At 61.6% G+C, this 22,375-nt stretch carries 19 protein-coding genes; 11 read left to right on the top strand and 8 right to left on the bottom strand.

Features of this window, described 5'->3' with window-relative positions:
• Positions 1-75 precede the first annotated feature (75 nt).
• On the top strand, positions 76-1,041 hold the full coding sequence (locus J4E53_RS19365; protein ID WP_060741979.1) for a DUF1853 family protein: 966 nt from the start codon (positions 76-78) through the stop codon (positions 1,039-1,041).
• Positions 1,042-1,181: 140 nt separating this feature from the next.
• Here the strand turns inward: J4E53_RS19365 and J4E53_RS19360 are convergent, their stop codons facing one another.
• From J4E53_RS19360 to J4E53_RS19345, 4 genes are all read right to left on the bottom strand, one after another.
• Entirely contained in the window at positions 1,182-2,465 is a 1,284-nt protein-coding gene (locus tag J4E53_RS19360; protein WP_103308046.1) for an arsenic transporter, read from the bottom strand.
• 37 nt (positions 2,466-2,502) lie between these two features.
• Positions 2,503-2,853: a metalloregulator ArsR/SmtB family transcription factor gene (locus J4E53_RS19355; protein WP_103308047.1), complete on the bottom strand. Its 351-nt coding sequence runs from the start codon at positions 2,851-2,853 to the stop codon at positions 2,503-2,505.
• 284 nt (positions 2,854-3,137) lie between these two features.
• Positions 3,138-6,053 carry a hypothetical protein gene (locus J4E53_RS19350; protein ID WP_146042594.1) on the bottom strand — a complete coding sequence of 972 codons (2,916 nt, stop codon included), beginning with the start codon at positions 6,051-6,053 and terminating at the stop codon, positions 3,138-3,140.
• 256 nt (positions 6,054-6,309) lie between these two features.
• On the bottom strand, positions 6,310-6,867 hold the full coding sequence (locus J4E53_RS19345) for an NADPH-dependent FMN reductase (protein WP_103308049.1): 558 nt from the start codon (positions 6,865-6,867) through the stop codon (positions 6,310-6,312).
• Between the two features lie 185 nt (positions 6,868-7,052).
• Between J4E53_RS19345 and J4E53_RS19340 the strand changes: the two genes are divergently transcribed.
• Together J4E53_RS19340 and J4E53_RS19335 are read left to right on the top strand one after the other, a co-directional pair.
• Positions 7,053-7,316 (top strand): hypothetical protein, encoded by a 264-nt coding sequence (locus J4E53_RS19340; protein ID WP_103308050.1) that lies wholly within the window; start codon positions 7,053-7,055, stop codon positions 7,314-7,316.
• Positions 7,317-7,402: 86 nt separating this feature from the next.
• The gene (locus tag J4E53_RS19335; protein ID WP_103308051.1) at positions 7,403-8,296 is read left to right on the top strand and encodes a LysR family transcriptional regulator; all 894 of its coding nucleotides are present in this window, start codon (positions 7,403-7,405) and stop codon (positions 8,294-8,296) included.
• Here the strand turns inward: J4E53_RS19335 and J4E53_RS19330 are convergent.
• From J4E53_RS19330 to J4E53_RS19315, 4 genes are all read right to left on the bottom strand, one after another.
• Positions 8,262-8,876 (bottom strand): GNAT family N-acetyltransferase, encoded by a 615-nt coding sequence (locus J4E53_RS19330; protein ID WP_103308052.1) that lies wholly within the window; start codon positions 8,874-8,876, stop codon positions 8,262-8,264. The two genes, J4E53_RS19335 and J4E53_RS19330, sit on opposite strands and share 35 nt — an antisense overlap.
• Before the next feature lie 268 nt (positions 8,877-9,144).
• The gene (gene dnaQ / locus J4E53_RS19325) at positions 9,145-9,906 is read right to left on the bottom strand and encodes a DNA polymerase III subunit epsilon (protein ID WP_060741972.1); all 762 of its coding nucleotides are present in this window, start codon (positions 9,904-9,906) and stop codon (positions 9,145-9,147) included.
• A gap of 235 nt (positions 9,907-10,141) precedes the next feature.
• On the bottom strand, positions 10,142-10,594 hold the full coding sequence (rnhA, locus tag J4E53_RS19320) for a ribonuclease HI (RefSeq protein WP_030142629.1): 453 nt from the start codon (positions 10,592-10,594) through the stop codon (positions 10,142-10,144).
• 87 nt (positions 10,595-10,681) lie between these two features.
• The gene (locus tag J4E53_RS19315; protein ID WP_053119806.1) at positions 10,682-11,440 is read right to left on the bottom strand and encodes a class I SAM-dependent methyltransferase; all 759 of its coding nucleotides are present in this window, start codon (positions 11,438-11,440) and stop codon (positions 10,682-10,684) included.
• 65 nt (positions 11,441-11,505) lie between these two features.
• Here J4E53_RS19315 and gloB point away from each other — a divergent pair, with 65 nt between their 5' ends.
• The 8 genes from gloB (at position 11,506) to fabI (ending at position 22,278) form a co-directional block, all read left to right on the top strand.
• Positions 11,506-12,273, top strand: a complete 768-nt coding sequence (gene gloB, locus J4E53_RS19310; protein ID WP_103308071.1) for a hydroxyacylglutathione hydrolase — start codon at positions 11,506-11,508, stop codon at positions 12,271-12,273.
• Between the two features lie 99 nt (positions 12,274-12,372).
• Positions 12,373-13,821, top strand: coding sequence for a transglycosylase SLT domain-containing protein (locus J4E53_RS19305; protein WP_060741971.1), 1,449 nt, complete (start codon positions 12,373-12,375; stop codon positions 13,819-13,821).
• A gap of 248 nt (positions 13,822-14,069) precedes the next feature.
• Positions 14,070-15,902, top strand: a complete 1,833-nt coding sequence (locus J4E53_RS19300) for an extracellular solute-binding protein (protein ID WP_103308053.1) — start codon at positions 14,070-14,072, stop codon at positions 15,900-15,902.
• Positions 15,899-17,752, top strand: a complete 1,854-nt coding sequence (locus J4E53_RS19295) for an extracellular solute-binding protein (RefSeq protein WP_103308054.1) — start codon at positions 15,899-15,901, stop codon at positions 17,750-17,752. The genes J4E53_RS19300 and J4E53_RS19295 overlap by 4 nt, the downstream gene beginning before the upstream one ends.
• A 4-nt stretch (positions 17,753-17,756) precedes the next feature.
• A complete protein-coding gene (locus tag J4E53_RS19290) occupies positions 17,757-18,830 on the top strand; it encodes a microcin C ABC transporter permease YejB (protein ID WP_103308055.1) in 1,074 nt (357 codons plus the stop codon).
• A gap of 1 nt (position 18,831) precedes the next feature.
• Positions 18,832-19,851 (top strand): ABC transporter permease, encoded by a 1,020-nt coding sequence (locus J4E53_RS19285; RefSeq protein ID WP_060741967.1) that lies wholly within the window; start codon positions 18,832-18,834, stop codon positions 19,849-19,851.
• Position 19,852: 1 nt separating this feature from the next.
• Positions 19,853-21,463 (top strand): ABC transporter ATP-binding protein, encoded by a 1,611-nt coding sequence (locus tag J4E53_RS19280; RefSeq protein WP_060741966.1) that lies wholly within the window; start codon positions 19,853-19,855, stop codon positions 21,461-21,463.
• 20 nt (positions 21,464-21,483) lie between these two features.
• A complete protein-coding gene (gene fabI / locus J4E53_RS19275; RefSeq protein WP_025213267.1) occupies positions 21,484-22,278 on the top strand; it encodes an enoyl-ACP reductase FabI in 795 nt (264 codons plus the stop codon).
• Positions 22,279-22,375 lie beyond the last annotated feature (97 nt).

The following is a 22,375-nucleotide window of genomic DNA, read 5'->3' as shown; positions in this document are numbered from 1 at the left end:
GCAAGCTCCCTCGCCACGGGTTCTTTACTTTCCTGGAATGAACAGCATTGGCCACAGAGCGGCTATGCTCGCAAAATGATCCTGTTCCCTGAATTGCTGGACTTGCCCCGACGCCTGCACCATCCCGAAGTGCGCGACCTCGCGTGGGCGATCATCGCCCCGCCGATGCTCATCGACACGCCCTGGCCCCAGCGCCATCCCCTGGCTGGCAGTGACTGGGTGCAGGAGCCTGGCCGACTGGAACACTGGCTGCGGCAACTGGACCGCGACAGCTATCCGTTGCTGCACTGCCTGTCCCAAGGGCGAACGCGCCGCCTGGGCCTGTATTACGAAAGACTGTGGCAGTTTGCCGTGCAGCATGCCCCGGGCATCGAATTGATCGCCGCCAACCTGCCGATCCGACGCGAAGGCCATACCCTGGGGGAGCTGGACCTGTTGCTGCGTGATCGCGACGGCATCCACCACCTGGAACTGGCCATCAAGTTGTACCTCGGGCCCCAGCACGGAAACGGGCTGGACGCCGCGCAATGGCTGGGCCCGGGTTGCCATGACCGGCTCGACCGCAAGCTGGCGCATCTGCGCGAACACCAACTGCCGATCTCGGCCCGCCCGGAAAGCCGCGAGGCCCTGGCGGCACTGGGAATCGAGCCCTCGGGCCTCGAACTGTTTCGCTCCGAGCTCTGGCTGGGCGGGTATTTGCTCTACCCCTGGCCGGGCCAGGCCGAACCACCGGCCGGTGCCCATCCCAGGCATTTACGCGGGCGCTGGCTGCATCAACGGGACTGGTCTGCGTTCATCGCCCAACGTCCGCCGGGCCGCTGGCAACCCCTGCCCCGCGCCGCCTGGCTGGCCCCGGCGCATTATCCGGCCGAACAAACCTGGAGCACCGCGCAACTGGAGGCCTGGCGTATGGCCCTGGACCCCATGGCGCCGGCACAATTGATGGTGCGCCTGAGCGAAAACGCCGAGGGTGATTGGGAAGAAGCCGAGCGGGTGTTCCTGGTGGCGGATCGTTGGCCGGATGTGCCGGGCGGTGGCTGAGCCTTGTGCTGCCTGTCAGGGCCTCATCGCGAGCAAGCTCGCTCCCACATTGGAAAGCACTTTTCTGCAAAAGTGAGTTCCCACACTGGAATGCACGCCCTTGTGGGAGCGAGCTTGCTCGCGATGAAGCCAACTCGGTTCTAGAAGGACAACCGCACAGCCAGCGCCGCCAACGTCACCAGCAACACCGGCACGGTCAGCACAATCCCGACCTTGAAGTAATACCCCCAGCCGATCTGGATGTTCTTGCGCGCCAGCACATGCAGCCACAGCAACGTCGCCAGGCTGCCAATCGGCGTGATTTTCGGGCCCAGGTCACTGCCGATGACGTTGGCGTAGATCATCGCCTCCTTCACCGCCCCGGTGGCCTGGCTGGCGTCGATGGACAAGGCGCCGATCAGCACCGTCGGCAAATTGTTCATGGCCGACGAGAGCAACGCCGTCAGCACACCGGTGCCCATGGCCGCGCCCCACACGCCATATTCGGCGAAACCGTCGAGCCAGTGGGCCAGGTAACCGGTCAGCCCGGCGTTGCGCAGGCCATAGACCACCAGGTACATGCCGAGGGAAAAGATCACGATCTGCCAGGGCGCTTCCTTCATTGCCTTGCGGGTGGAGATCTTGTGGCCGTGGGCCGCGACCGCCAGCAGCAACGCAGCACAGACCGCCGAGATCGCACTGATGGGAATCCCCAGCGGCTCCAGGGCAAAGCAGCCCAGCAGCAGGATCACCAACACCGCCCAGCCGGCATAAAACGTCGCCTTGTCGTGGATCGCCGTCGCCGGATCATCCAGTTGATCGGGGTCATAGTCGCGCGGAATGTCGCGACGGAAGAACCACAGCAGAATGGCCAGGCTGGCCGCCACGCTCACCAGGTTCACCGGCACCATGACCGCCGCGTAGCGGTTGAAACCAATGCCGAAGAAGTCCGCCGAGACGATGTTCACCAGGTTCGACACCACCAGCGGCAGGCTCGCACTGTCGGCAATGAAACCGGCGCCCATCACGAACGCGAGGGTCGCCGCCGGGGAAAACCGCAACGCCAGCAGCATCGAGATCACAATAGGGGTCAGGATCAACGCTGCCCCATCATTGGCAAACAACGCCGACACCAGCGCCCCCAGCAGCACCATGAACGCAAACAGCTTGCGCCCGCTGCCCCGCCCCCAGCGGGCCACATGCAGGGCCGCCCAGGCGAAGAACCCCGCCTCGTCCAGCAACAGGCTGATGATGATCAGCGCGACGAACGTCCCGGTGGCGTTCCAGATGATCTGCCAGACCAGCGGGATATCACTGACCTGCACCACCCCGCTCAACAAGGCCAGCACCGCCCCCAGCGTCGCACTCCAGCCAACGCCCAGCCCCTTGGGCTGCCAGATCACCAACGTAATGGTCAGCAGGAAAATCAATGACGCGATGAGCATGCGCAACAGCCTTGGAAAAGGGATGGGAAAAAAGTAATCAGCAGCAACGTGCCACCGGACGATCAGGCATGGCATTCAAGCGCTGCACGTCCGCTGTCAGCCAGGCGGTACTGGCCGCCAACGCCTGCTCCAACATCGTACTGACCCAGGCCGGTAACTGCGGGTGCTGGCGGTAATAAACCCACTGCCCCTGGCGTCGGTCGCTGAGCAACCCAGCGTTGCGCAACTGCGCCAGGTGCCGGGAGATCTTCGGCTGGCTCAGGCCCAACGCGGCGGTGAGCTCACAGACACACAACTCGCCTTCACGGGCCACCAGCAACGCAATGCGCGTACGGGTGTCATCGGCCAGGGCCTTGAAGACATCGACGGGATTGGGGTAATCGGGCATGGCGTGGGAAGCCTGGGATGAGCGAATGGCGAATATATGGATATTCGAATACTCAGTAAAGCCCTGGATAGGTCGCGCAAAACGCTTTTGTGGCGAGGGAGCTTGCTCCCGCTCGGTTGCGCAGCGACCGCCCAAAGGGGCCTGCTGCGCAGTCCAGCGGGAGCAAGCTCCCTCGCCACGGGGTACGGGTTATGTCAGCTAGCGCGGTTCGCCATTATCCGGCGGATACCCAGCGCCACATGTCGCCGCAAACCATTTGGTTAAGCAGTCAAGATCCGCTTTCTTTATAGCTGGCGAATGCGAATATTATCCACATCGGTGATCCCAATTTCTGTACTGAACCCCAGCATATCGATTGGAGCGTCAGGTGTTAAGACAGTTGAATATGGCTCCCAGCTATGCAGAGGATAGATGAGGAGGCTAAATTGTCGCTGCCCGGATCCATTGCCAAAAAAAACCAAGGGAGTGGCGCCGGAAAGGCTGCGGCAAACAAAGCTAAGCTCATAGCGAACACCCTGCTGGAGTGAAATACGCAACAATGCTCCCCCGTGGTCAGCTGGGGCCTCCCGCCCCATTCGGCCAAAATAGTTACCATCCTCATGAACGACTTCAAACAATTTTGCATCTTCCCAACCATTAGCATTCCCACCATCAAATGGGGTGTAATGATCCACCGTCCGCTCTTCGTTTCGAACCATATAGGTCCGCAACGGAAAAGTAACCGCCTCACTCTGGCTGTTGCTGCGATTGAAAGTAACCCGCAACACCACCTTCAACTGAGATCCATCACGCAGTTTCTCAAGCTCGGCCCGAGGAATCTCTTTAGACAGCCCGGCAGATACTTCGCCCTGGACAACTTCTTTATTGGTGTAAAGCGTAATCGTATAGTCAGACCCATCACTGGCGACCCCTTCGCAGCTTAGCCAGACCCGCTGGCCGGCGGCAATCAGCGGCCAAGGTGCCGCCGTGACACGGGCATCCCCCGTGAAGCTACCCAGGTCCAACTCACTACCAATTCCCCCCTGCGCCGCCTCCGGAATCAGAGGCATCGCCAGGCTGGCCGCAGGCATCGCCTGTACATTCAGCGTAAACGAATCCGAAGGTGGCGACTCCACGCCAGCCTGGATCACCGTATAGGTGACGGTCACCGCCTTGCCCAAGCTAAACGCCACTACGCTGTTGTCGATCGGTACTTCCCAGCCGTCCCTGACCGGCCATTCGTCCGAGGTGTAGGAGCCTTCGGCGGGCGTGCCCGGGGCGCCGGTCCAGGTGACTTTCAGTTTGTCGCTGGGCTGCAGCGCGGCGTTGGCCGGTACCACGATGGTCAGCGAATCCTTGGCATTGACCGGGTTCAGGGTGGCACCGTTGGCCTCTTTCACCGAGGGGGCCGTCAGTTCCAAGGCCGAACCGACCGTCAGGTGCCGGACGATGGAGTTGCCCAGGGGCGTAGCGCCACGGGTGATGGAGTAGCTGACATCCACGGTGCCGTTCAGGTTACCGCTCACATAAGTGAACGGCACGGTAAACGGCACCGCCTTGCCCGCTGTATTACCCGTCAAGGTTCTCGACTGGTCCGGGGCATTGCTCATTGAGCCGCGCCAGCGCAGCACGACAACATCCTCGGGTAGGGTTGCGGTGTAGGTGGCGATGACGTTGGCGCCGATGGCGGGGTTGACGTCGTCCGGGTTCAGCACGTCGTTGGGCGCTTCCACCACCGTTGGGATCGGCAGCGACGGCGCCGCGGCACCCACCGTCAACCTCAAGGACTCCGACTCGGGCTGGCCGTTCACGCTGTAGTACACCGTGAGCGAGCCGCCCTCGAGGCGCTTGACCTGCTCTTTGTCCAGGTTCGCCAGCACCGGCGCGCCAACCGCCTCCCCGCCCACGATGGCCGTCACTTCATGATAAGTCGGAAGCGTGGTGGAGGTACGACCGTCGCAAATGATGATGATCTCATCGCCAGCCACACGTCCCGGATAGTAAGGAACGGAAAGCGTGTAGAAATTCAGGTCCGGGTCCAGCGTGCCGCCCACGGCTTCCACAATGTCGGGGGCCAGGTATTGGCGGGTATCGCCGATCACGGTCACGGAGGTGCTTTTCGACGGAAGGTCCCTCTCGCCACTGCGGATCCGCACGTAACCCACCGTGGCCCGCCCCTTGGCGATCGCCGCGACATCGGCATAGGGGATGGTGAAATCATAGAAGTAGGGAATGGTTTGAACCGTTTCCTCCAGCGGGCCAACGATCACCGGTGAACTGTCGGCGGCGGTGCCACGCCAGGTCATGCGCAAGAGATCTCCAATGGCATGCTCGTAGCGGTTGGCGGTGACCCGCACAGTGACCGGATTTCCGGCCAGTTCGGCGAGGTCGACTTCTTCAACGGGAAAACCATTGACCAGCACCAACGGCGGATCGAGCCGGTTGTTGTTCAGATCGACCAAAATCCGGGTCACCGCCGACCAGCGCCAGTACCCGCCTGGGTAATTGCCGCATTCATCCACCACCTGATAGGCCACGGCGATGCCATCGCTGTCGCCGGCTCGCTCGATCACATCGAGGGGGACGGTGATAACGATCTCCCCGCCCGCTTCCTCTTCGTCTCTGGTCACCGTGTGATAGACATTTTCAGTTCCCCAGGCCACGTTGATCCTGTCATTACGACGCATGAACAGGTACGGCTTGATCGTGACCGGCACACCGGCCTCGGCCTCATCGGGGCCGACGCCGTTGTCGAGGATGTCTTGGGGGATCGAATACCGCAAACCCGAGTGACCCGGGGTGCCTTGGTCCTCATCGAAACCGCCGGGCGGGTCGAGTTTGACCAACAGTTTCCACTGCGGCTGCGACTCTTCAGGCCGCGCTGCACCTACGCGCAGGACACTGTAGAACACCGGAAAAGCGTCGCCCCTGACGATGTGCCCCTCATCGATACGGAAAGCCAATTGCTGGTTCTTTTGATCTTGATCGATCTCAGTGCTCCATACGGGCGTTGCCTCGTCCTTCCAGTAGAACTTGAAGGCGTCACCAATCTCCATGCTGGTCCAGGGATCAACGATGCAGAGCAATCCCCCCTCCACCAATCTGGCCGGGATGCCGGCGTCATACCCCTCGACGGAGAGCGTCCAGCCCGGGATCCAGGGAGGATCAAGGCTCAGAGGGTTGCTGTCAGGCACATAACGCGGAGGAAATCGCTTTTTCATGGAGAACACCTCGACGCTTGAAGGGCTGCCCAATAAAACAGTAGAGGCGCAGTGAACGTGAGGTGATTAGGACGCACTGGAATGAGAGCGTCTACTGTCAGAGTTGACAGTAGGGTGGGGATTTAAAGCGATACATGAAACCCGTGGCGAGGGAGCTTGCTCCCGCTCGGTGTGCGCAGCGACCGCCCAAAGGGGCCTGCTGCGCAGTCCAGCGGGAGCAAGCTCCCTCGCCACAGGGTTTCTTAAATCTCGGTTATCAGGCCTTCTTATGTTGCTCGACCCACTTGCCGTAGGCATCAATGAATTTCTGCAAGAACGGCTTCAACGACTCCGACAGCTTGCCCGCCTCGTCGAACGCCGTCCCAGCGTTACTCAGGTAGCCTTCCGGCTGCTGCATGCAGGGCACGTCAAGGAACACCAGGGACTGGCGCAAATGATGATTGGCGCCGAAACCGCCAATGGCACCCGGCGAAGCGCTGATCACCGCGCCCGGTTTGCCACTCAGGCAACTCTGGCCGTAGGGACGCGATCCCACATCGATGGCGTTTTTCAACGGTGCCGGCACCGAACGGTTGTATTCCGGCGTGACGAACAACAAGGCATCGGCCGCGCCCACCTGCTGGCGGAAAGTGCTGTAGGCTGGCGGAGGGGAAACATCGATGTCTTCGTTGTAGAGCGGCAACTCGCCAATCTCGATGATATTCAGTTTGAGGTTGGCTGGCGCCAGGTCAGCCAGTGCCAGCGCGACCTTGCGGTTGATCGATGCCTTGCGCAGGCTGCCCACCAAAACGGCCACTGTGTAGACATTACTCATGAGAGGCTTCTCGACTGTCGGCTCAAAGGAGCCTGTAGTTATAGATGATCGGGGTGACAATTGGACCAGTGGAGCGACAAAAACCGGCCGGCTGGACTATTTTTTTCATGTAGGAAAACTTACCGCGCTTGACCAGGGTCTACAGAACCGCAAATCGAGTGATTTATTTCCAGAGGTTCTAAGCAATGGCAGCAGTACTTGTCGGACAATTTCATGCGCGGGACGCCGAAGGTCGCGTCTACTCGGTGCATGAGTTTCAGGAATCGACCCCGTCGCCCGACGGAAATGGCAAGGAGCCTGTCACTACCTATAAATTGGCTATCGGGGATCGAGTCAACAAGCTCGACGATGGCAGATTTATTCTCGTGCAATCTCAAATCGAATTGACGCGCGAACCGGAAACGCCACTGCCCACTCAAACGCCCGCTGAAACGCAAATAGCTTCATAACCGTTGGTTATGAGCAGAAGTCATACCCGGACTTGGGTTAGGATTCAGCCACTCAATGGCTCATCCGCCGAACATGGACTTCTTGCATGCGTTTACGCCACATCGAAGTGATCCAGGCGCTGCTGCAGACCGGCCACCTCGGCACGGCGGCCGAATGGCTGCAACTGCCGGTGGCGGAGGTCGAGGCGATATTGCGCGACGCCGAGGCCCAATTGGGTTTCATGCTGTTCGCCAGCGTGCGCGGTCGCTTGCAGGCGACCCGGGAAACCCTTGAATTGCGCGACGGCATCACGCGGGTGTATGACACCCTCGAACCGGTGCAGCGCCTGGCCAGCAGCCTGAAACACCATCAGGCAGCGCCCTTGCGCATTATCTGCACACCGCCGCTGGCCCAGCGGTTGCTGCCCCAGAGCATCGCCGCCTTGCGTCGTCGCCATCCGGATGCGCCGTGCACCCTGCTCAGCCAACCGACCCGCGACATCGTCCACAGCCTGCTGTTGCGCGAAAGCGACCTGGGCCTGAGCCTGCACGACCCTGAACATCCCGACATCCATTGCCAGATGATCGCCCAGGGCAAACTGCAATTGCTCGCGCCCCACGGCTGGCTGCAACCCCGTCAAAAATATATTTCGCTTCAGGACCTGGCGGGCCAGCCGTTGGTGGGCCTGGATGGCCATGACCCGCTGAGCCCTGCATTCGAGCATAAACTGGCGGCGTTGCGACCGGCCCCCATGATCCAGCTCCGCGTCCAGACCCATCAGATGATGCGTGCCATGGTCGAGGCCGGCGAAGGCCTGGCCATCGTCGACCCGTTCACCGCCTCGGGCGCCAAGGACGGCGGCCTCGACGTCTGCCCGGTATCGCCCGCCATCGCGATCGGCCTCTATGCCTTGAGCCTCAACGGCGCGCCCTCTTCGCCCGCCCTTCAATCGCTGCTGGAACGAATTACGGAACAAGCCGAGGCGTTGCTGAGCCACTGATCGACATGCCCAGTGGATCGTCGAACAGCCGGTACCAGAACAGCGCGACTTCGGCGGTATGCCGGTCAATGCCGCGATAGCGCAGGTGATCGATACCACCCAGCACATAACCGCAACGCTCATAGAGCCGGCAAGCGCCCAGATTGTTGTTCTGGGTCTCGAGCATGATGCCCGGCAGTTTTTTCTTGCGACTCCAGAACTGGGCGACATCGAGCAACGCCTTGGCCACTCCGTGGCGACGGGCCGGGGCGTGTACCGCCAGCTCGTCGATGTGGGCATAGCCGTTCCAGTTGGTGCTGACCACCAGGTGCCCGACGGGCTGGTCATCGAGGTAGGCCATGAAGATCTCGCTGTCCGGGGCATCGCGGAAGCTGCTGAACTCTTCGGGATCGATGCCATAGCACTTGCGATAAGGAACGATGGGCGTCACCGGCCATTGGCTGACGGGACGGCCGATCTGCGCCGTCACATAGTCGCTGACTTCAAAGCTGAAATCGCTGCCCCAGATGTAGGCGGCAAAGCCATCATCGACGATGCGCACCGACAGCCCGGGGTGCTTGGGATTCATGACCGGTTGCATACTGGGGAAGCTCCTCATTCCTTGAAGCACCCAACGGCGTGGTGCCATCCATTGCCCTTGTCTTTCAAATCATCACACATCAAGCGGAATCCGTACCGTAGCCTGCCCGTTACCTCAGGGTAGAAGGTCGTGGCGATTGTGGCGAGAAATGAACAATGGATGACCCTGCGGGAGCGAGCCTGTTCGCGATGGCGGTCGTTCAACCAGCATCAATGCTGGATGTGCCGCCGTCATCGCGAGCAAGCTCGCTCCCACAGGAGGGGTTTCATCAGTGCGTGGCGGCCTGTGCCTCGGCCAACTGTGTCCACAATGCCGGAGCACCCGCGGACTTGGCGATGGCTTCCAGACGCGCGGCATGCTCGGCCAGGTCGCTTTCGCTGGCGCGGATGATCCGCGATGGCTGGCGGTCGGCGGGCAAACGGCGAATTTCCGTGGCCTGGTTGCCGGAGCCTTCGCCGGTGCCGTTACCGTCCGAGGCGTTGCCGGCCAGGGACAGGCTGGTCTGGCCGCCGGTCATGGTCAGGTAGACGTCGGCCAGGATCTCGGAGTCGAGCAAGGCGCCGTGCAGTTCACGACCGGAGTTGTCGACACCGTAGCGCTTGCACAAGGCGTCGAGGCTGTTGCGCTGCCCCGGATGCCGTTCCCGGGCCATCATCAGGGTATCGAGGATGGTGCAATGCTGGGTGATGTCGGCCCGATCGTGCTGCCCCATCAGGGCGAATTCGTTGTTGATGAACCCGACGTCGAACGCCGCGTTGTGGATGATCAACTGCGCGCCCTGGATGAATTCGAAGAACTCATCGGCCACTTCGGCAAAACGCGGCTTGCCCACCAGGAACTCGTTGGTGATGCCGTGGACGCCGATAGCGCCCTCGTCACTTTCGCGGTCCGGTTGCAGGTAAACGTGGAAATGGCGACCGGTCAGGCGCCGGCCGATCAGCTCGACACAACCGATTTCAATAATCCGGTGACCATCGGTCACCGGCATGCCGGTGGTTTCGGTATCCAGTACTACAGATCTGTTGGCCATCAGTGTTCAGCTCTCAACGGGCAGTCTTGCAAAAGCGCGGATCTTAACACGCTCACGCCAGTGCATCCGCAATGTCCTGTCAGCCAGGCTTTTTATGGCTTGGCGCTCTTGTGGCGAGGGAGCTTGCTCCCGCTCGGTTGCGCAGCGACCGCCCCAGGGGCCTGCTTCGCAGTCCAGCGGGAGCAAGCTCCCTCGCCACAGGTGTCATCCTGTCCAGATCCTGACAACCCCCCTATCAGGCCTGCTTGTAGCCCCGCACCTCATCCACCCCACGATTGGCCAACTGGTCGGCCCGTTCGTTGCCGTGGTGGCCGATGTGGCCACGCACCCATTTCCAGGTGACGTTGTGGCGGTTGACCTGCTCATCCAGCAGTTTCCAGAGGTCGGCGTTTTTCACCGGCTCCTTCGCCGCCGTCTTCCAGCCGCGCTTCTTCCAGTTGGCCATCCACTCGTTGATGCCTTTCATCACGTATTGCGAGTCGGTCACCAGCAATACATCGCAAGGCCGCTTGAGCTCTTCCAGGCCACGGATGGCGCCCATCAGCTCCATGCGATTGTTGGTGGTATTGGCTTCGCCGCCCCAGAGTTCCTTCTCCACGCCCTTGCACACCAGCAACGCGCCCCAGCCGCCCGGGCCGGGGTTGCCCTTGCAGGCGCCATCAGTGAAGAGTTCTACGCTATCGCTCATGCCAATCTATCCAGAAAAAATGCAAAGGCCAGCCGACCAGGCGGTTGAGCCTGTAGTCGAAAGGCCGGCCAGGCCTGCCAAAAGGGGTTATGGCTCGATGTGACGACGATTGACCTTGGCCATCGGCAAGGGAATCAGCTTGCCCATCGGCTCGCGTCGCGCCTGACGCACCGGGCGCAGCCCGACCGCGATCTTGCGCGCCACCAGCAGGTAGAAACCACCGCCGGACAGCTGCCAATCGCCGGCCTTGCGCTCCCAGCCGGCCAGGCGAGCCTGCCACTTGGGTGATGCAAGCGGCGGACGATAGCACCCGAAGCGGCGTTTCTCCAGCGCGAAGCCCAGCAGGTTGAGCCAGTCGCCGACCCTCGACGCCGAGATGCAGCGGGCCTGGCGCAAGGCGTCGTGGGCAAACACATGACGCAACCCCCAGGTGCTCCAGGGGTTGATACCGATGATCAACAGATGCCCGCCGGGGCGCACGCTGCTGGCGGCTTCACGCAGCAAACCGTGGGGCGACAGGCAGAAATCCAGGCCGTGCTGCATGACCACCACGTCGGCGGCATGTTCGCTCAGCGGCCAGGCCTGCTCCTCGCAGACGATTTCCACCCCGGGCAACGGCGCCCCCAGGCGTACGTTGCGCTGGACCTGCGGTGCCGACGGTGGGGTTTGCGCCGAAGGCCCGTAGTGCACCAGATAGCCGCCAAAGAACCGGCCCAACTCGTCTTCGAGCATGCGCCGTTCCTCTTCCAGCAAAAATTGCCCGACAGGGCCGGACAGCCATTCACGGGCCGCGCTGATCAACGCCAGCCAGTCAGGATCAGCCTGAGCGAACGCTTCATCGGTCATTGCATTCTCCAACGCGTCAGGAAGTTCTAAGATGCGCCTTTGTTTTCCGCTTGGCGAATTCCGCGATGATACAGATCAGTGCCCTGCCCGCGTTCACCGATAACTACATCTGGTTGTTACAGGATCACTCCACCCAGCGCTGCGCCGTGGTCGACCCGGGTGATGCCGCGCCAGTACAGGCCTGGCTCGACGCCCATCCGGGCTGGGTCCTGAGCGACATCCTGATCACCCACCATCACCATGATCATGTCGGCGGCGTCCAGGCGCTGAAGAATGCGACGAACGCCACCGTCTACGGCCCGGCCAGCGAAAACATCCCGGCACGGGACCAGGCCCTGCATGACAACGACCAGGTCAGCGTGCTCGGCTGGGACTTCGATGTCTACGCGGTGCCTGGCCATACACTGGGGCACATCGCCTACTACCACCATGGCCTGCTCTTTTGTGGCGACACCCTGTTCGCCGCCGGTTGCGGCCGGCTTTTCGAAGGCACGCCCGCGCAGATGCACCACTCCCTGGGTCGCCTCGCCGCGTTGCCTGAAGATACCCTGGTCTACTGCACCCATGAATACACCCTCAGCAACCTGAAGTTCGCTGCCGCCGTGGAGCCGGGCAACCCGGACATCGCCGCCCGCCTGGAAAAAGTCAGCCGCCAACGCAACGAAGGCATCATGACGCTGCCCTCGACCCTGGCCCTGGAAAAACTCACCAACCCGTTCCTGCGCACGGCTGAAACATCCGTTAAACAAAAAGCAGACGAACGGAGCGGCCAGCGAAACCAGACGCCGAGTGAGGTTTTTGCGGCCTTGAGGGCTTGGAAAGATACGTTCTAAGGCAGCTATCGATTGATACAAAAATTCTGAAAGGTTGACCTGTTGGGGTGCGCTTCCTAGAATCGGCCGACATTTTTGCCCGGAACTTACTTCCAGCCAATGTCGTCATCCATACGCAGGTCCGTCCAGTCAGACACATTGACCCGCTTGGCTCAAGCCATTGCGGTGGCTGTGTCCGCCACCCTGGCGGGCTGCCAGAGCACGAGCCAGCTACCGCAGACCGACGCGGCGCACACCCCGAATATCGCCGCTCGCGCCAAACAGAAGCCGGTATGGCTCACCGAGAAACCCAGCCCCCAAGTGCCCCAGGACATCTGGGAACGCATGCGCCAGGGCTTCCAGCTGCAGGAAACGGCCGGCGTCAACCCGCGTATCGAGCAACAGCGCCTGTGGTTCGCCAGCAACCCTTCCTTCCTGGAAAACGCCGGTGAGCGCGGCAGCCTGTACATCCATTACATCGTCGAACGCCTTGAAGAACGCAACATGCCGCTGGAACTGGCGCTGCTGCCGGTGATCGAGAGCGCCTACAACCCCATGGCCTATTCCCGGGCCAACGCGGTGGGGCTGTGGCAATTCATCCCGTCCACGGGGCGTTACTTCAACCTGCGCCAGACCCGCTTCTATGACGGGCGACGCGACATCACCGCCTCCACCACGGCCGCCATGGACTACCTGACGCGCCTGCATGACATGTTCAACGGCGACTGGTTGCTGGCGCTGGCGGCCTACAACGCCGGTGAAGGCACGGTCAGCCGCGCCATCGAGCGCAATGAGAAGCTTGGCCTGCCCACCGACTACTGGAACCTGCCGCTGCCCAGCGAGACCCAGGCCTATGTGCCGAAGTTGCTGGCGCTGTCCCAGGTGGTGCTCGCACCCGACGCCTATGGCGTGAACCTCAACCCGATCGCCAACGAACCCTATTTCCAGGTCGTCGAGATCAACCAGCGCATGGACCTGTCCAAGGTCGCGGCAGTGGCCAATATCGACGAAGACGAGCTGTTCCAGCTCAATCCGGCCTTCAAGCAGCGCACCACCATCGACGGCCCCCAGCACCTGCTGGTGCCGACGTCCAAGGCCCAGCTGCTGACCGCCAGCCTGTCGACCATGCGCCCGGAAGAGCTGATCAGCCAGCGCGCGCTCAAGCCGGTTTTCGAATCAGCCGACGACAGCGAAGTGGAAGGTGCCAGGCGCACCTACCGCGTCAAGCGCGGCGACAACCTGGCCCAGATCGCCAAGGCCAACAACGTCCAGACCAAGGACCTGCAACGCTGGAACAAACTCAGCGGCAACAAGCTCAAGGTCGGCCAGACCCTGGTGATGCAGGACGCCAAGGCCAGCAAGGCCACCGGCAAGCGCATCAGCACCGTGATAGCCGCCAACAGCAAGGACCAGAAGAAGCAGACCCAATACAAGGTCAAGCAGGGCGATTCGTTGTACGTCGTCGCCAAGCGCTTCAACGTGGAAATGCAGCACCTCAAGCGCTGGAATCCGCGGATGGGTAAGGCACTCAAGCCTGGGCAGATGCTGACGGTCTACTCCCCGCACTGACCGAGGGACTCTCTGTGGCGAGGGAGCTTGCTCCCGCTGGGCTGCGAAGCAGCCCCAAAAGCAGCGACTCAATCCACCTGTCGCACCGAGGTGCCAGATTCGGGGTCGCTTCGCAACCCAGCGGGAGCAAGCTCCCTCGCCACAGTTCAAGCAAACCCTGAAGCTTTGAGCCCCCGCCTTTTTCCTGCCGATACAAGCTGTTACTGTACAGGCCATAAAGCCCAAGCCGCCTGGATCGGATCTCAGACTTGATACGTCCCCTCCTCCTGCTCCTGATCAGCCTGGCCTTGAGCTCTCCCGCCAGCGCAACCATCAGCGAAAGCCATGGCTATGCGCAGTTCGGCACGCTCAAGTACCCGGCCAGATTCACCCACTTCGACTGGGTCAACCCGCAAGCGCCCAAGGGCGGAGTCTTGCGGGTCATGGCATTCGGCACCTTCGATACGCTCAATCCCTACACGTTCAAGGGTAGCAGCCCGGTTTCCACGCCCAACTTCCTGCAATACGGCATCAATGAGCTGAACGAACCGCTGATGGTCGGCACTGGCCAGTACGCACCGTCCGGCGATGAACCGACGTCAAGCTATGGCCTGATCGCCCAGTCGGTGGAATACAGCGAAGACCGCAGCTGGGTAGTCTTCAACCTGCGCCCCGAAGCGCGTTTCCACGATGGCGTGCCCATCACCGCCTATGACGTGGCGTTCTCCTACAGGACGCTGCTCAAGGATGGCCACCCGCAATACCGCACCAACCTGCAGGAGGTGCTGCGGGTCGACATTCTCAACCCGCTGAAAATCCGCTTCGTCTTCAAGCGTTCGGGCAATCCCTTGCTGATCCTGCGCCTGGGAGAGCTGCCGGTGCTGCCCCAGCATTACTGGAAAGGCCGCGACTTCAAGGCGACGACCTTCGAACCGCCCCTGGGCAGCGGGCCGTATCGCATCACCAAAGTGCAGCCAGGCCGCCAATTGGTGTTCGAGCGGGTCAAGGACTACTGGGGCAAGGACCTGCCGGTCAACCGCGGCAAGTACAACTACGACCGCATGGACGTGGAGTTCTACCGTGACAGCGAAGTCGCCTTCGAAGCCTTCAAGGCTGGCGAGTTCGACATCTACATCGAACACCAGGCCAAGAACTGGGCCAACGGCTATCAATTCCCGGCGGTCAACCGAGGCGATGTGATCAAGGCGCAGATACCCCACCAGATCCCGACCCAGACCCAGGGCCTGTTCATGAACACCCGGCGCGGCACGTTCGCCGAGGTCAAGGTGCGCGAAGCCCTGGGGCTGATGTTCGACTTCGAGTGGACCAACCGCACCCTGTTCAGCGGCGCCTACAAGCGCACCCTCAGCTATTACCCCAACAGCGAATTCTCCGCCACTGGCCTGCCGGTGGGTCATGAATGGCTGCTGCTCAAGCCATACCGGGATCAATTGCCGCCCAAACTGCTCACCGAACCCTTCAGCTTGCCCAAGACCGACGGGCGCGGCATTCCCCGGGAAACCCTGCGCAAGGCATTGGGACTCTTGAAGGAAGCCGGCTGGAATCTTAACGGCCAACGCCTGCTGAACGCCGACCACCAGCCCCTGAGCTTCGAAATCCTGCTGGTGAACCCGAACCTGGAGCGTATCCTGCAACCCTACGTCGAAAACCTTGCCAGCATCGGTGTTCAAGCCCGGCTGCGCACGGTGGACCGCGCCCAATACAAACAGCGCCTGGACCAGTTCGACTTCGACATGATCCTGCTGACCTTGAACCAGACCCTCAGCCCGGGCCTCGAGCAATGGCAGTACTTTCACTCCAGCCAGGTCGGGGTCAAGGGCAGCAAGAACTACGCAGGGATCGCCAACCCGGTGGTCGACCACCTGCTGGAGAAACTGCTCGCCGCCCAGACCCGCGACGAACAGGTCGCCGCCGGCAAGGCCCTGGATCGTGTACTGCTGTGGCAGCATTACTGCATTCCCAACTGGTATCTCAATTATCATCGCCTGGCGTACCGCAACCGGTTCGCCTTCGTCACCACGCCGCCCTATACCCTGGGCCTGAGCGCCTGGTGGCTGAAATCTTCGGAGAAAGATCAATGAAGCCTTTACGTGCCCTGCTCCTGCAGGCCAGCAGCCTGTTGTTCGCCGGGCTGGCCTGCGCCGCGCCGCAGCATGCCGTGACCTTGTACAACGAGCCGCCGAAATACCCCGCCAACTTCCAGCACTTCGACTACGTCAACCCGGACGCGCCCAAGGGCGGCATCTTCCGCCAGGGCGGCTTTGGGGGGTTCGACAGCCTCAACCCGTTCATCAGCAAAGGCGTGCCAGCCGATGACATCGGCCTGATCTACGACACCTTGGCCAAGCAGGGCCTGGACGAACCCTTCACCGAATATGGCCTGATCGCCGAAAAAATCGAGAAAGCCCCGGACAATGGCTGGGTGCGCTTCTACCTACGCCCCGAAGCCCGTTTCAACGATGGTCATCCGGTACGGGCGGAAGACGTGGTCTTCAGCTTCCAGACCCTGACCAAGGACGGCGCACCAATGTTCCGCGGCTACTACAACGACGTCGCCGAAGTCATCGCCGAAGACCCGCTCAAAGTCCTGTTCAAGTTCAAGCACACCCAAAATCGCGAGCTGCCGCTGATCCTCGGCCAATTGCCGGTACTGCCGAAGCACTGGTGGGCCGAGCGTGACTTCAACAAGGGCAACCTGGAGATTCCCCTGGGCAGCGGCCCCTACAAGGTCGCCGAAGTGAAGGCCGGCCGCTCGATCCGCTATGAGCGGGTGAAGGACTACTGGGGCAAGGACCTGCCGGTCAATCGCGGGTTCTACAACTTCGACGTGCTGGTCACCGACTACTACCGCGACAACACCGTCGCGGTCGAGGCGTTGAAAGCCGGGCAGTTCGATTACTGGCTGGAAATGACCGCCAAGAACTGGGCCAACGCCTACAACATCCCGGCCGTGACCGAAGGTCGGCTGATCAAGGAACAGATCCCCAACGGCAACCCCACCGGCATGCAGGGCTTTGTCTACAACCTGCGCCGGCCGGTCTTCCAGGATGTGCGGGTGCGCAAGGCCTTGAGCCTGTTGCTGGATTTCGAGTGGACCAACAAGCAACTGTTCAACGGCGCCTACGCCCGCACCCGCAGCTATTTCGAGAATTCGGAAATGGCCGCCACCGGCCTGCCCGGCGAAGACGAACTGAAGATTCTCGAGCCCCTGCGCGGCAAAATCCCCGAGCAGGTCTTCAGCGAAGCCTTCCAGCCTTCGATGTGCGACGGCAGCGGCATGATCCGCGACCAGCAGCGCAAGGCCTACCAATTGCTGCAAGAGGCCGGCTGGCGCATCGTCGACGACAAGATGGTCGACGCCCAAGGCAAACCGGTGGTGCTGGAGTTCCTGCTGGCCCAGACCGAGTTCGAGCGTATATTGCTGCCCTTCAAGCGCAACCTGAGCGATCTGGGCATCGACCTGGTGATCCGCCGAGTGGACGTCTCCCAATACATCAATCGCGTGCGCTCCCGGGACTTCGACCTGGTGGTGGGCAGCTTCCCGCAATCCAGCTCGCCGGGTAACGAACAGCGTGAGTTCTGGATGTCCGCCGCCGCCGACAAGCCCGGCAGCCGCAACACCATGGGCCTGAAGGACCCGGCCGTGGATCAACTGGTGGAGCAACTGATCAATGCCGACTCGCGCAAGAGCCTGGTGGCTCACGCCCGGGCATTGGACCGGGTCTTGCAATGGGGCTACTACGTGATTCCCAACTGGCACATCAAGACCTGGCGCGTGGCCTACTGGAACCACATCGGTCATCCGAAAATCACGCCGACCTATGACATCGGCACCACCACCTGGTGGGTCAAGCCGGAGGTCAAGCCGGCCGATGAAGTAGAAAAGCAGGTCATCGAGCAGCAAATCGCCGCCCCTGCGAGCGTGGAGTAACAAGATGCTGGCTTACATTTTTCGGCGACTGCTGCTGATCATCCCGACCCTGTTCGGCATTCTGCTGATCAACTTCGTCATCATCCAGGCTGCGCCCGGCGGGCCGGTGGAACAGATGATCGCCAAGCTCGAGGGTTTCGAGAGCGCCACCAGCCGCATTGCCGGCGGCGGTGCCGAGGTGTCGGTGGCCGGTTCTTCCTACCGCGGGGCCCAGGGTCTGGACCCGACGCTGGTCAAGGAAATCGAACGCATGTACGGCTTCGACAAGTCGGCCCCCGAACGCCTGTGGATCATGATCAAGAACTATGCCCACCTGGACTTCGGCGACAGTTTCTTCCGCGATGCCAAGGTCATCGACCTGATCAAGGAAAAGATGCCGGTGTCCATCTCCCTCGGGCTGTGGAGCACCCTGATCATGTACCTGGTGTCGATCCCGCTGGGGATCGCCAAGGCCACGCGGCATGGCAGCCATTTCGATGTGTGGACCAGTTCGGCAATCATCGTCGGCTACGCGATCCCGTCGTTCCTGTTCGCCATCCTGCTGATCGTGGTGTTTGCCGGCGGCAGTTATTTCGACTGGTTCCCGTTGCGCGGGCTGACCTCCAACAACTTCGACGAATTGAGCATGGGCGGCAAGATCCTCGATTACTTCTGGCACCTGGCCTTGCCCGTGACCGCCCTGGTGATTGGCAACTTCGCCACCATGACCCTGCTGACCAAGAACAGCTTCCTCGACGAAATCAACAAGCAATACGTAGTCACCGCCAAGGCCAAGGGCCTGACCCGCCATCGGGTCCTCTACGGCCACGTCTTCCGCAACGCCATGCTGCTGGTGATCGCCGGCTTCCCTTCGGCGTTCATCGGGATCTTCTTCACCGGTTCCTTGCTGGTGGAAGTGATCTTTTCCCTCGACGGCCTGGGCCTGATGAGTTTCGAAGCGGCCATCAACCGCGATTACCCGGTGGTGTTTGGCACCCTGTTCATCTTCACCTTGCTGGGGCTGGTGGTGAAACTGATCGGCGACCTGACCTACACCTTTGTCGATCCGCGCATCGACTTCGAAAGCCGGGAGCATTGAGATGAACCTGTCCCCTCTCAATCGCCGTCGTTTCGAACTGTTCAAGGCCAACAAGCGTGGCTGGTGGTCGCTGTGGCTGTTCCTGATCCTGTTCGGGCTGAGCCTGGGCGCCGAGTTGATCGCCAACGACAAGCCGCTGGTGGTGCATTACGACGACGGCTGGTACTTCCCGGCCCTCAAGCGCTACCCGGAAACCACGTTTGGCGGCGAGTTTCCCCTGGAAGCCAACTACAAGAGCCCGTACATCCGTGAACTGCTGGCGGCCAAGGACGCCTGGGTGCTGTGGGCACCGATTCCGTTCAGCTACCAGAGCATCAACTACGACCTCAAGGTTCCGGCCCCGGCACCGCCCTCCTCCGTCAATTGGCTGGGCACCGATGACCAGGGCCGCGATGTTTTGGCCCGGGTGATCTACGGTTTCCGTATCTCGGTACTGTTCGCCCTGACGCTGACGCTGCTCAGCTCGATCATCGGCGTGATCGCCGGCGCCCTGCAGGGTTTCTATGGCGGCTGGGTGGACCTGGCCGGCCAACGCTTCCTGGAAATCTGGTCCGGGCTGCCGGTGCTGTACCTGCTGATCATCCTCGCCAGTTTCGTACAGCCGAACTTCTGGTGGCTGCTGGGCATCATGCTGCTGTTTTCCTGGATGAGCCTGGTGGACGTGGTCCGCGCCGAGTTCCTGCGCGGGCGCAACCTGGAATACGTGCGCGCCGCGCGGGCGTTGGGCATGCAGAACGGCGCGATCATGTTCCGGCACATCCTGCCCAACGCCATGGTCTCGACCATGACCTTCATGCCGTTCATCCTCACCGGCGCCATCGGCACCCTCACCGCCCTGGATTTCCTCGGCTTTGGCCTGCCGCCGGGCGCACCGTCCCTGGGCGAACTGGTGGCCCAGGGCAAATCCAACCTCCAGGCGCCGTGGCTGGGCATCAGTGCGTTCGCCGTGCTGGCCGTGATGCTGAGCCTGTTGGTGTTCATCGGCGAGTCCGCTCGCGATGCCTTCGATCCGAGGAAGTGATATGAACCAGGACAATCTGATCGAAGTGCGCGACCTGGCGGTGGAGTTCATTGTCGGCGAACGCCGCCAGCGCGTGGTCGAGGGCGTCAGCTTCGACATCAAGCGCGGCGAAACCCTGGCCCTGGTGGGTGAAAGTGGCTCGGGCAAGTCGGTCACCGCTCACTCGATCCTGCGCTTGCTGCCCTACCCGCTGGCCCATCACCCCACCGGGACCATCCAGTACGCCGGCCAGGATTTGCTGGGATTGAAGGAAAAGACCATCCGCCATATCCGCGGCAACCGGATCGCGATGATTTTCCAGGAGCCGATGACCTCCCTCAACCCGTTGCACTGCATTGAAAAACAGATCAATGAAGTGCTTGGCATCCACAAGGGCCTGAGCGGCAAGGTCGCGACCCGCCGGACCCTGGAGTTGCTGGAGCTGGTCGGCATTCCCGAGCCCCACAAGCGCCTCAAGGCCCTGCCCCACGAGTTGTCCGGCGGCCAGCGCCAGCGAGTGATGATCGCCATGGCCCTGGCCAACGAGCCGGAGCTGCTGATCGCCGACGAGCCGACCACCGCCCTGGACGTCACCGTCCAGCTGAAAATCCTGCAATTGCTCAAGGAGTTGCAGGCACGATTGGGTATGTCGTTGCTGCTGATCAGCCACGATTTGAACCTGGTGCGAAGAATTGCGCATCGCGTATGTGTCATGCAGCGCGGTTGCATCGTCGAACAGGCATCGTGCGAAGAGTTGTTCCGCGCGCCGCAGCATCCGTACACTCGGGAACTGCTGGGCGCCGAGCCCAGCGGCACCCCGGCGAACAACGTCGTCGGCCCGCCGCTGTTGCAGGTCGAGGACCTGAAAGTCTGGTTCCCGATCAAGAAAGGCCTGTTCAAACGCACGGTGGACTACATCAAGGCCGTGGACGGCATCCGCTTCAGCCTGCCCCAGGGCCAGACCCTGGGTATCGTCGGCGAAAGCGGTTCCGGCAAATCCACCCTGGGGCTGGCAATCCTGCGGTTGATCGGTAGCCAGGGCGGGATCCGCTTCGAAGGCAAGCCGCTGGACAGCCTGACGCAGCAACAGGTCCGGCCACTGCGCCGGGAGATGCAAGTGGTGTTTCAGGACCCGTTCGGCAGCCTGAGCCCACGGATGTGTGTCAGCCAGATCGTCGGCGAAGGCCTGCGAATCCACAAGATCGGCACCGCGGCCGAACAGGAACAAGCGATAATCGCGGCATTGAAGGAGGTAGGCCTGGACCCGGAAACCCGGAACCGCTATCCCCATGAATTTTCCGGAGGGCAACGGCAGCGTATCGCCATTGCCCGGGCCCTGGTGCTCAAGCCGGCGTTGATTCTGCTGGATGAACCAACGTCGGCCCTGGACCGTACCGTGCAACGCCAAGTGGTGGAGCTGTTGCGGTCGTTGCAAACCAAGTACAACCTGACGTACCTGTTTATCAGCCATGACCTGGCTGTCGTCAAAGCGCTGAGCCACCAATTGATGGTGGTCAAGCATGGCCAAGTGGTCGAACAAGGTGATGCCCGCAGCATATTCGCCGCGCCGCAGCACCCCTATACACAGCAGTTGCTGGAGGCCGCCTTCCTGGCCCCAACAACTGCCGAATAACCTGAAAAGAGGAGCAACACATGGGTTTTCTCGCCGGTAAGCGCGTACTGATCGTCGGTGTCGCCAGCAAGCTGTCCATCGCATCCGGCATCGCCGCCGCCATGCATCGCGAGGGCGCTGAGCTTGCCTTCACTTATCAGAACGACAAACTCAAGGGTCGTGTCGAAGAGTTCGCACAAGGCTGGGGCTCGAGCCCTGAACTGTGCTTCCCGTGCGATGTGGCCAGCGATGAAGAAATCGCCAAGGTCTTCGAAGCGCTGAGCAAGAAGTGGGACGGCCTGGACTGCATCGTGCACTCCGTAGGCTTCGCCCCGGGCGACCAGTTGGACGGCGACTTCACCGAAGCCACCACCCGCGAAGGTTTCCGCATTGCCCACGACATCAGCGCCTACAGCTTCGTGGCCCTGGCCAAGGCCGGTCGCGAAATGATGAAAGGCCGCAACGGCAGCCTGCTGACCCTTTCGTACCTGGGCGCCGAGCGCACCATGCCGAACTACAACGTCATGGGCATGGCCAAGGCCTCCCTGGAAGCCGGCGTACGTTACCTGGCCGGTTCCCTGGGCCCGGACGGTACCCGCGTCAACTGCGTATCGGCAGGTCCCATCCGCACCCTCGCCGCTTCCGGCATCAAGAACTTCCGCAAGATGCTGGCCGCCAACGAAGCCCAAACCCCGCTGCGTCGCAACGTCACCATCGAAGAAGTCGGCAACGCCGGCGCCTTCCTGTGCTCGGACCTGGCATCGGGCATCAGCGGTGAAATCATGTACGTGGACGGCGGCTTCAACACCACCGCCATGGGTAACCTCGAAGAGTAATCTTCACGCTACAGCAAAAACGCCGCTTGCCCTGGAAAGGCCAAGCGGCGTTTTTTATGCCCACCACACCTCCCCGTGGGAGCGAGCTTGCTCGCGA

Source organism: Pseudomonas sp. FW305-28, assembly GCF_017351395.1.
Classification (GTDB): domain Bacteria; phylum Pseudomonadota; class Gammaproteobacteria; order Pseudomonadales; family Pseudomonadaceae; genus Aquipseudomonas; species Aquipseudomonas fluorescens_AA.
The sequence above is the reverse complement of the archived record's forward strand: the minus strand, read 5'-3'. Positions and strand labels throughout refer to the sequence as shown.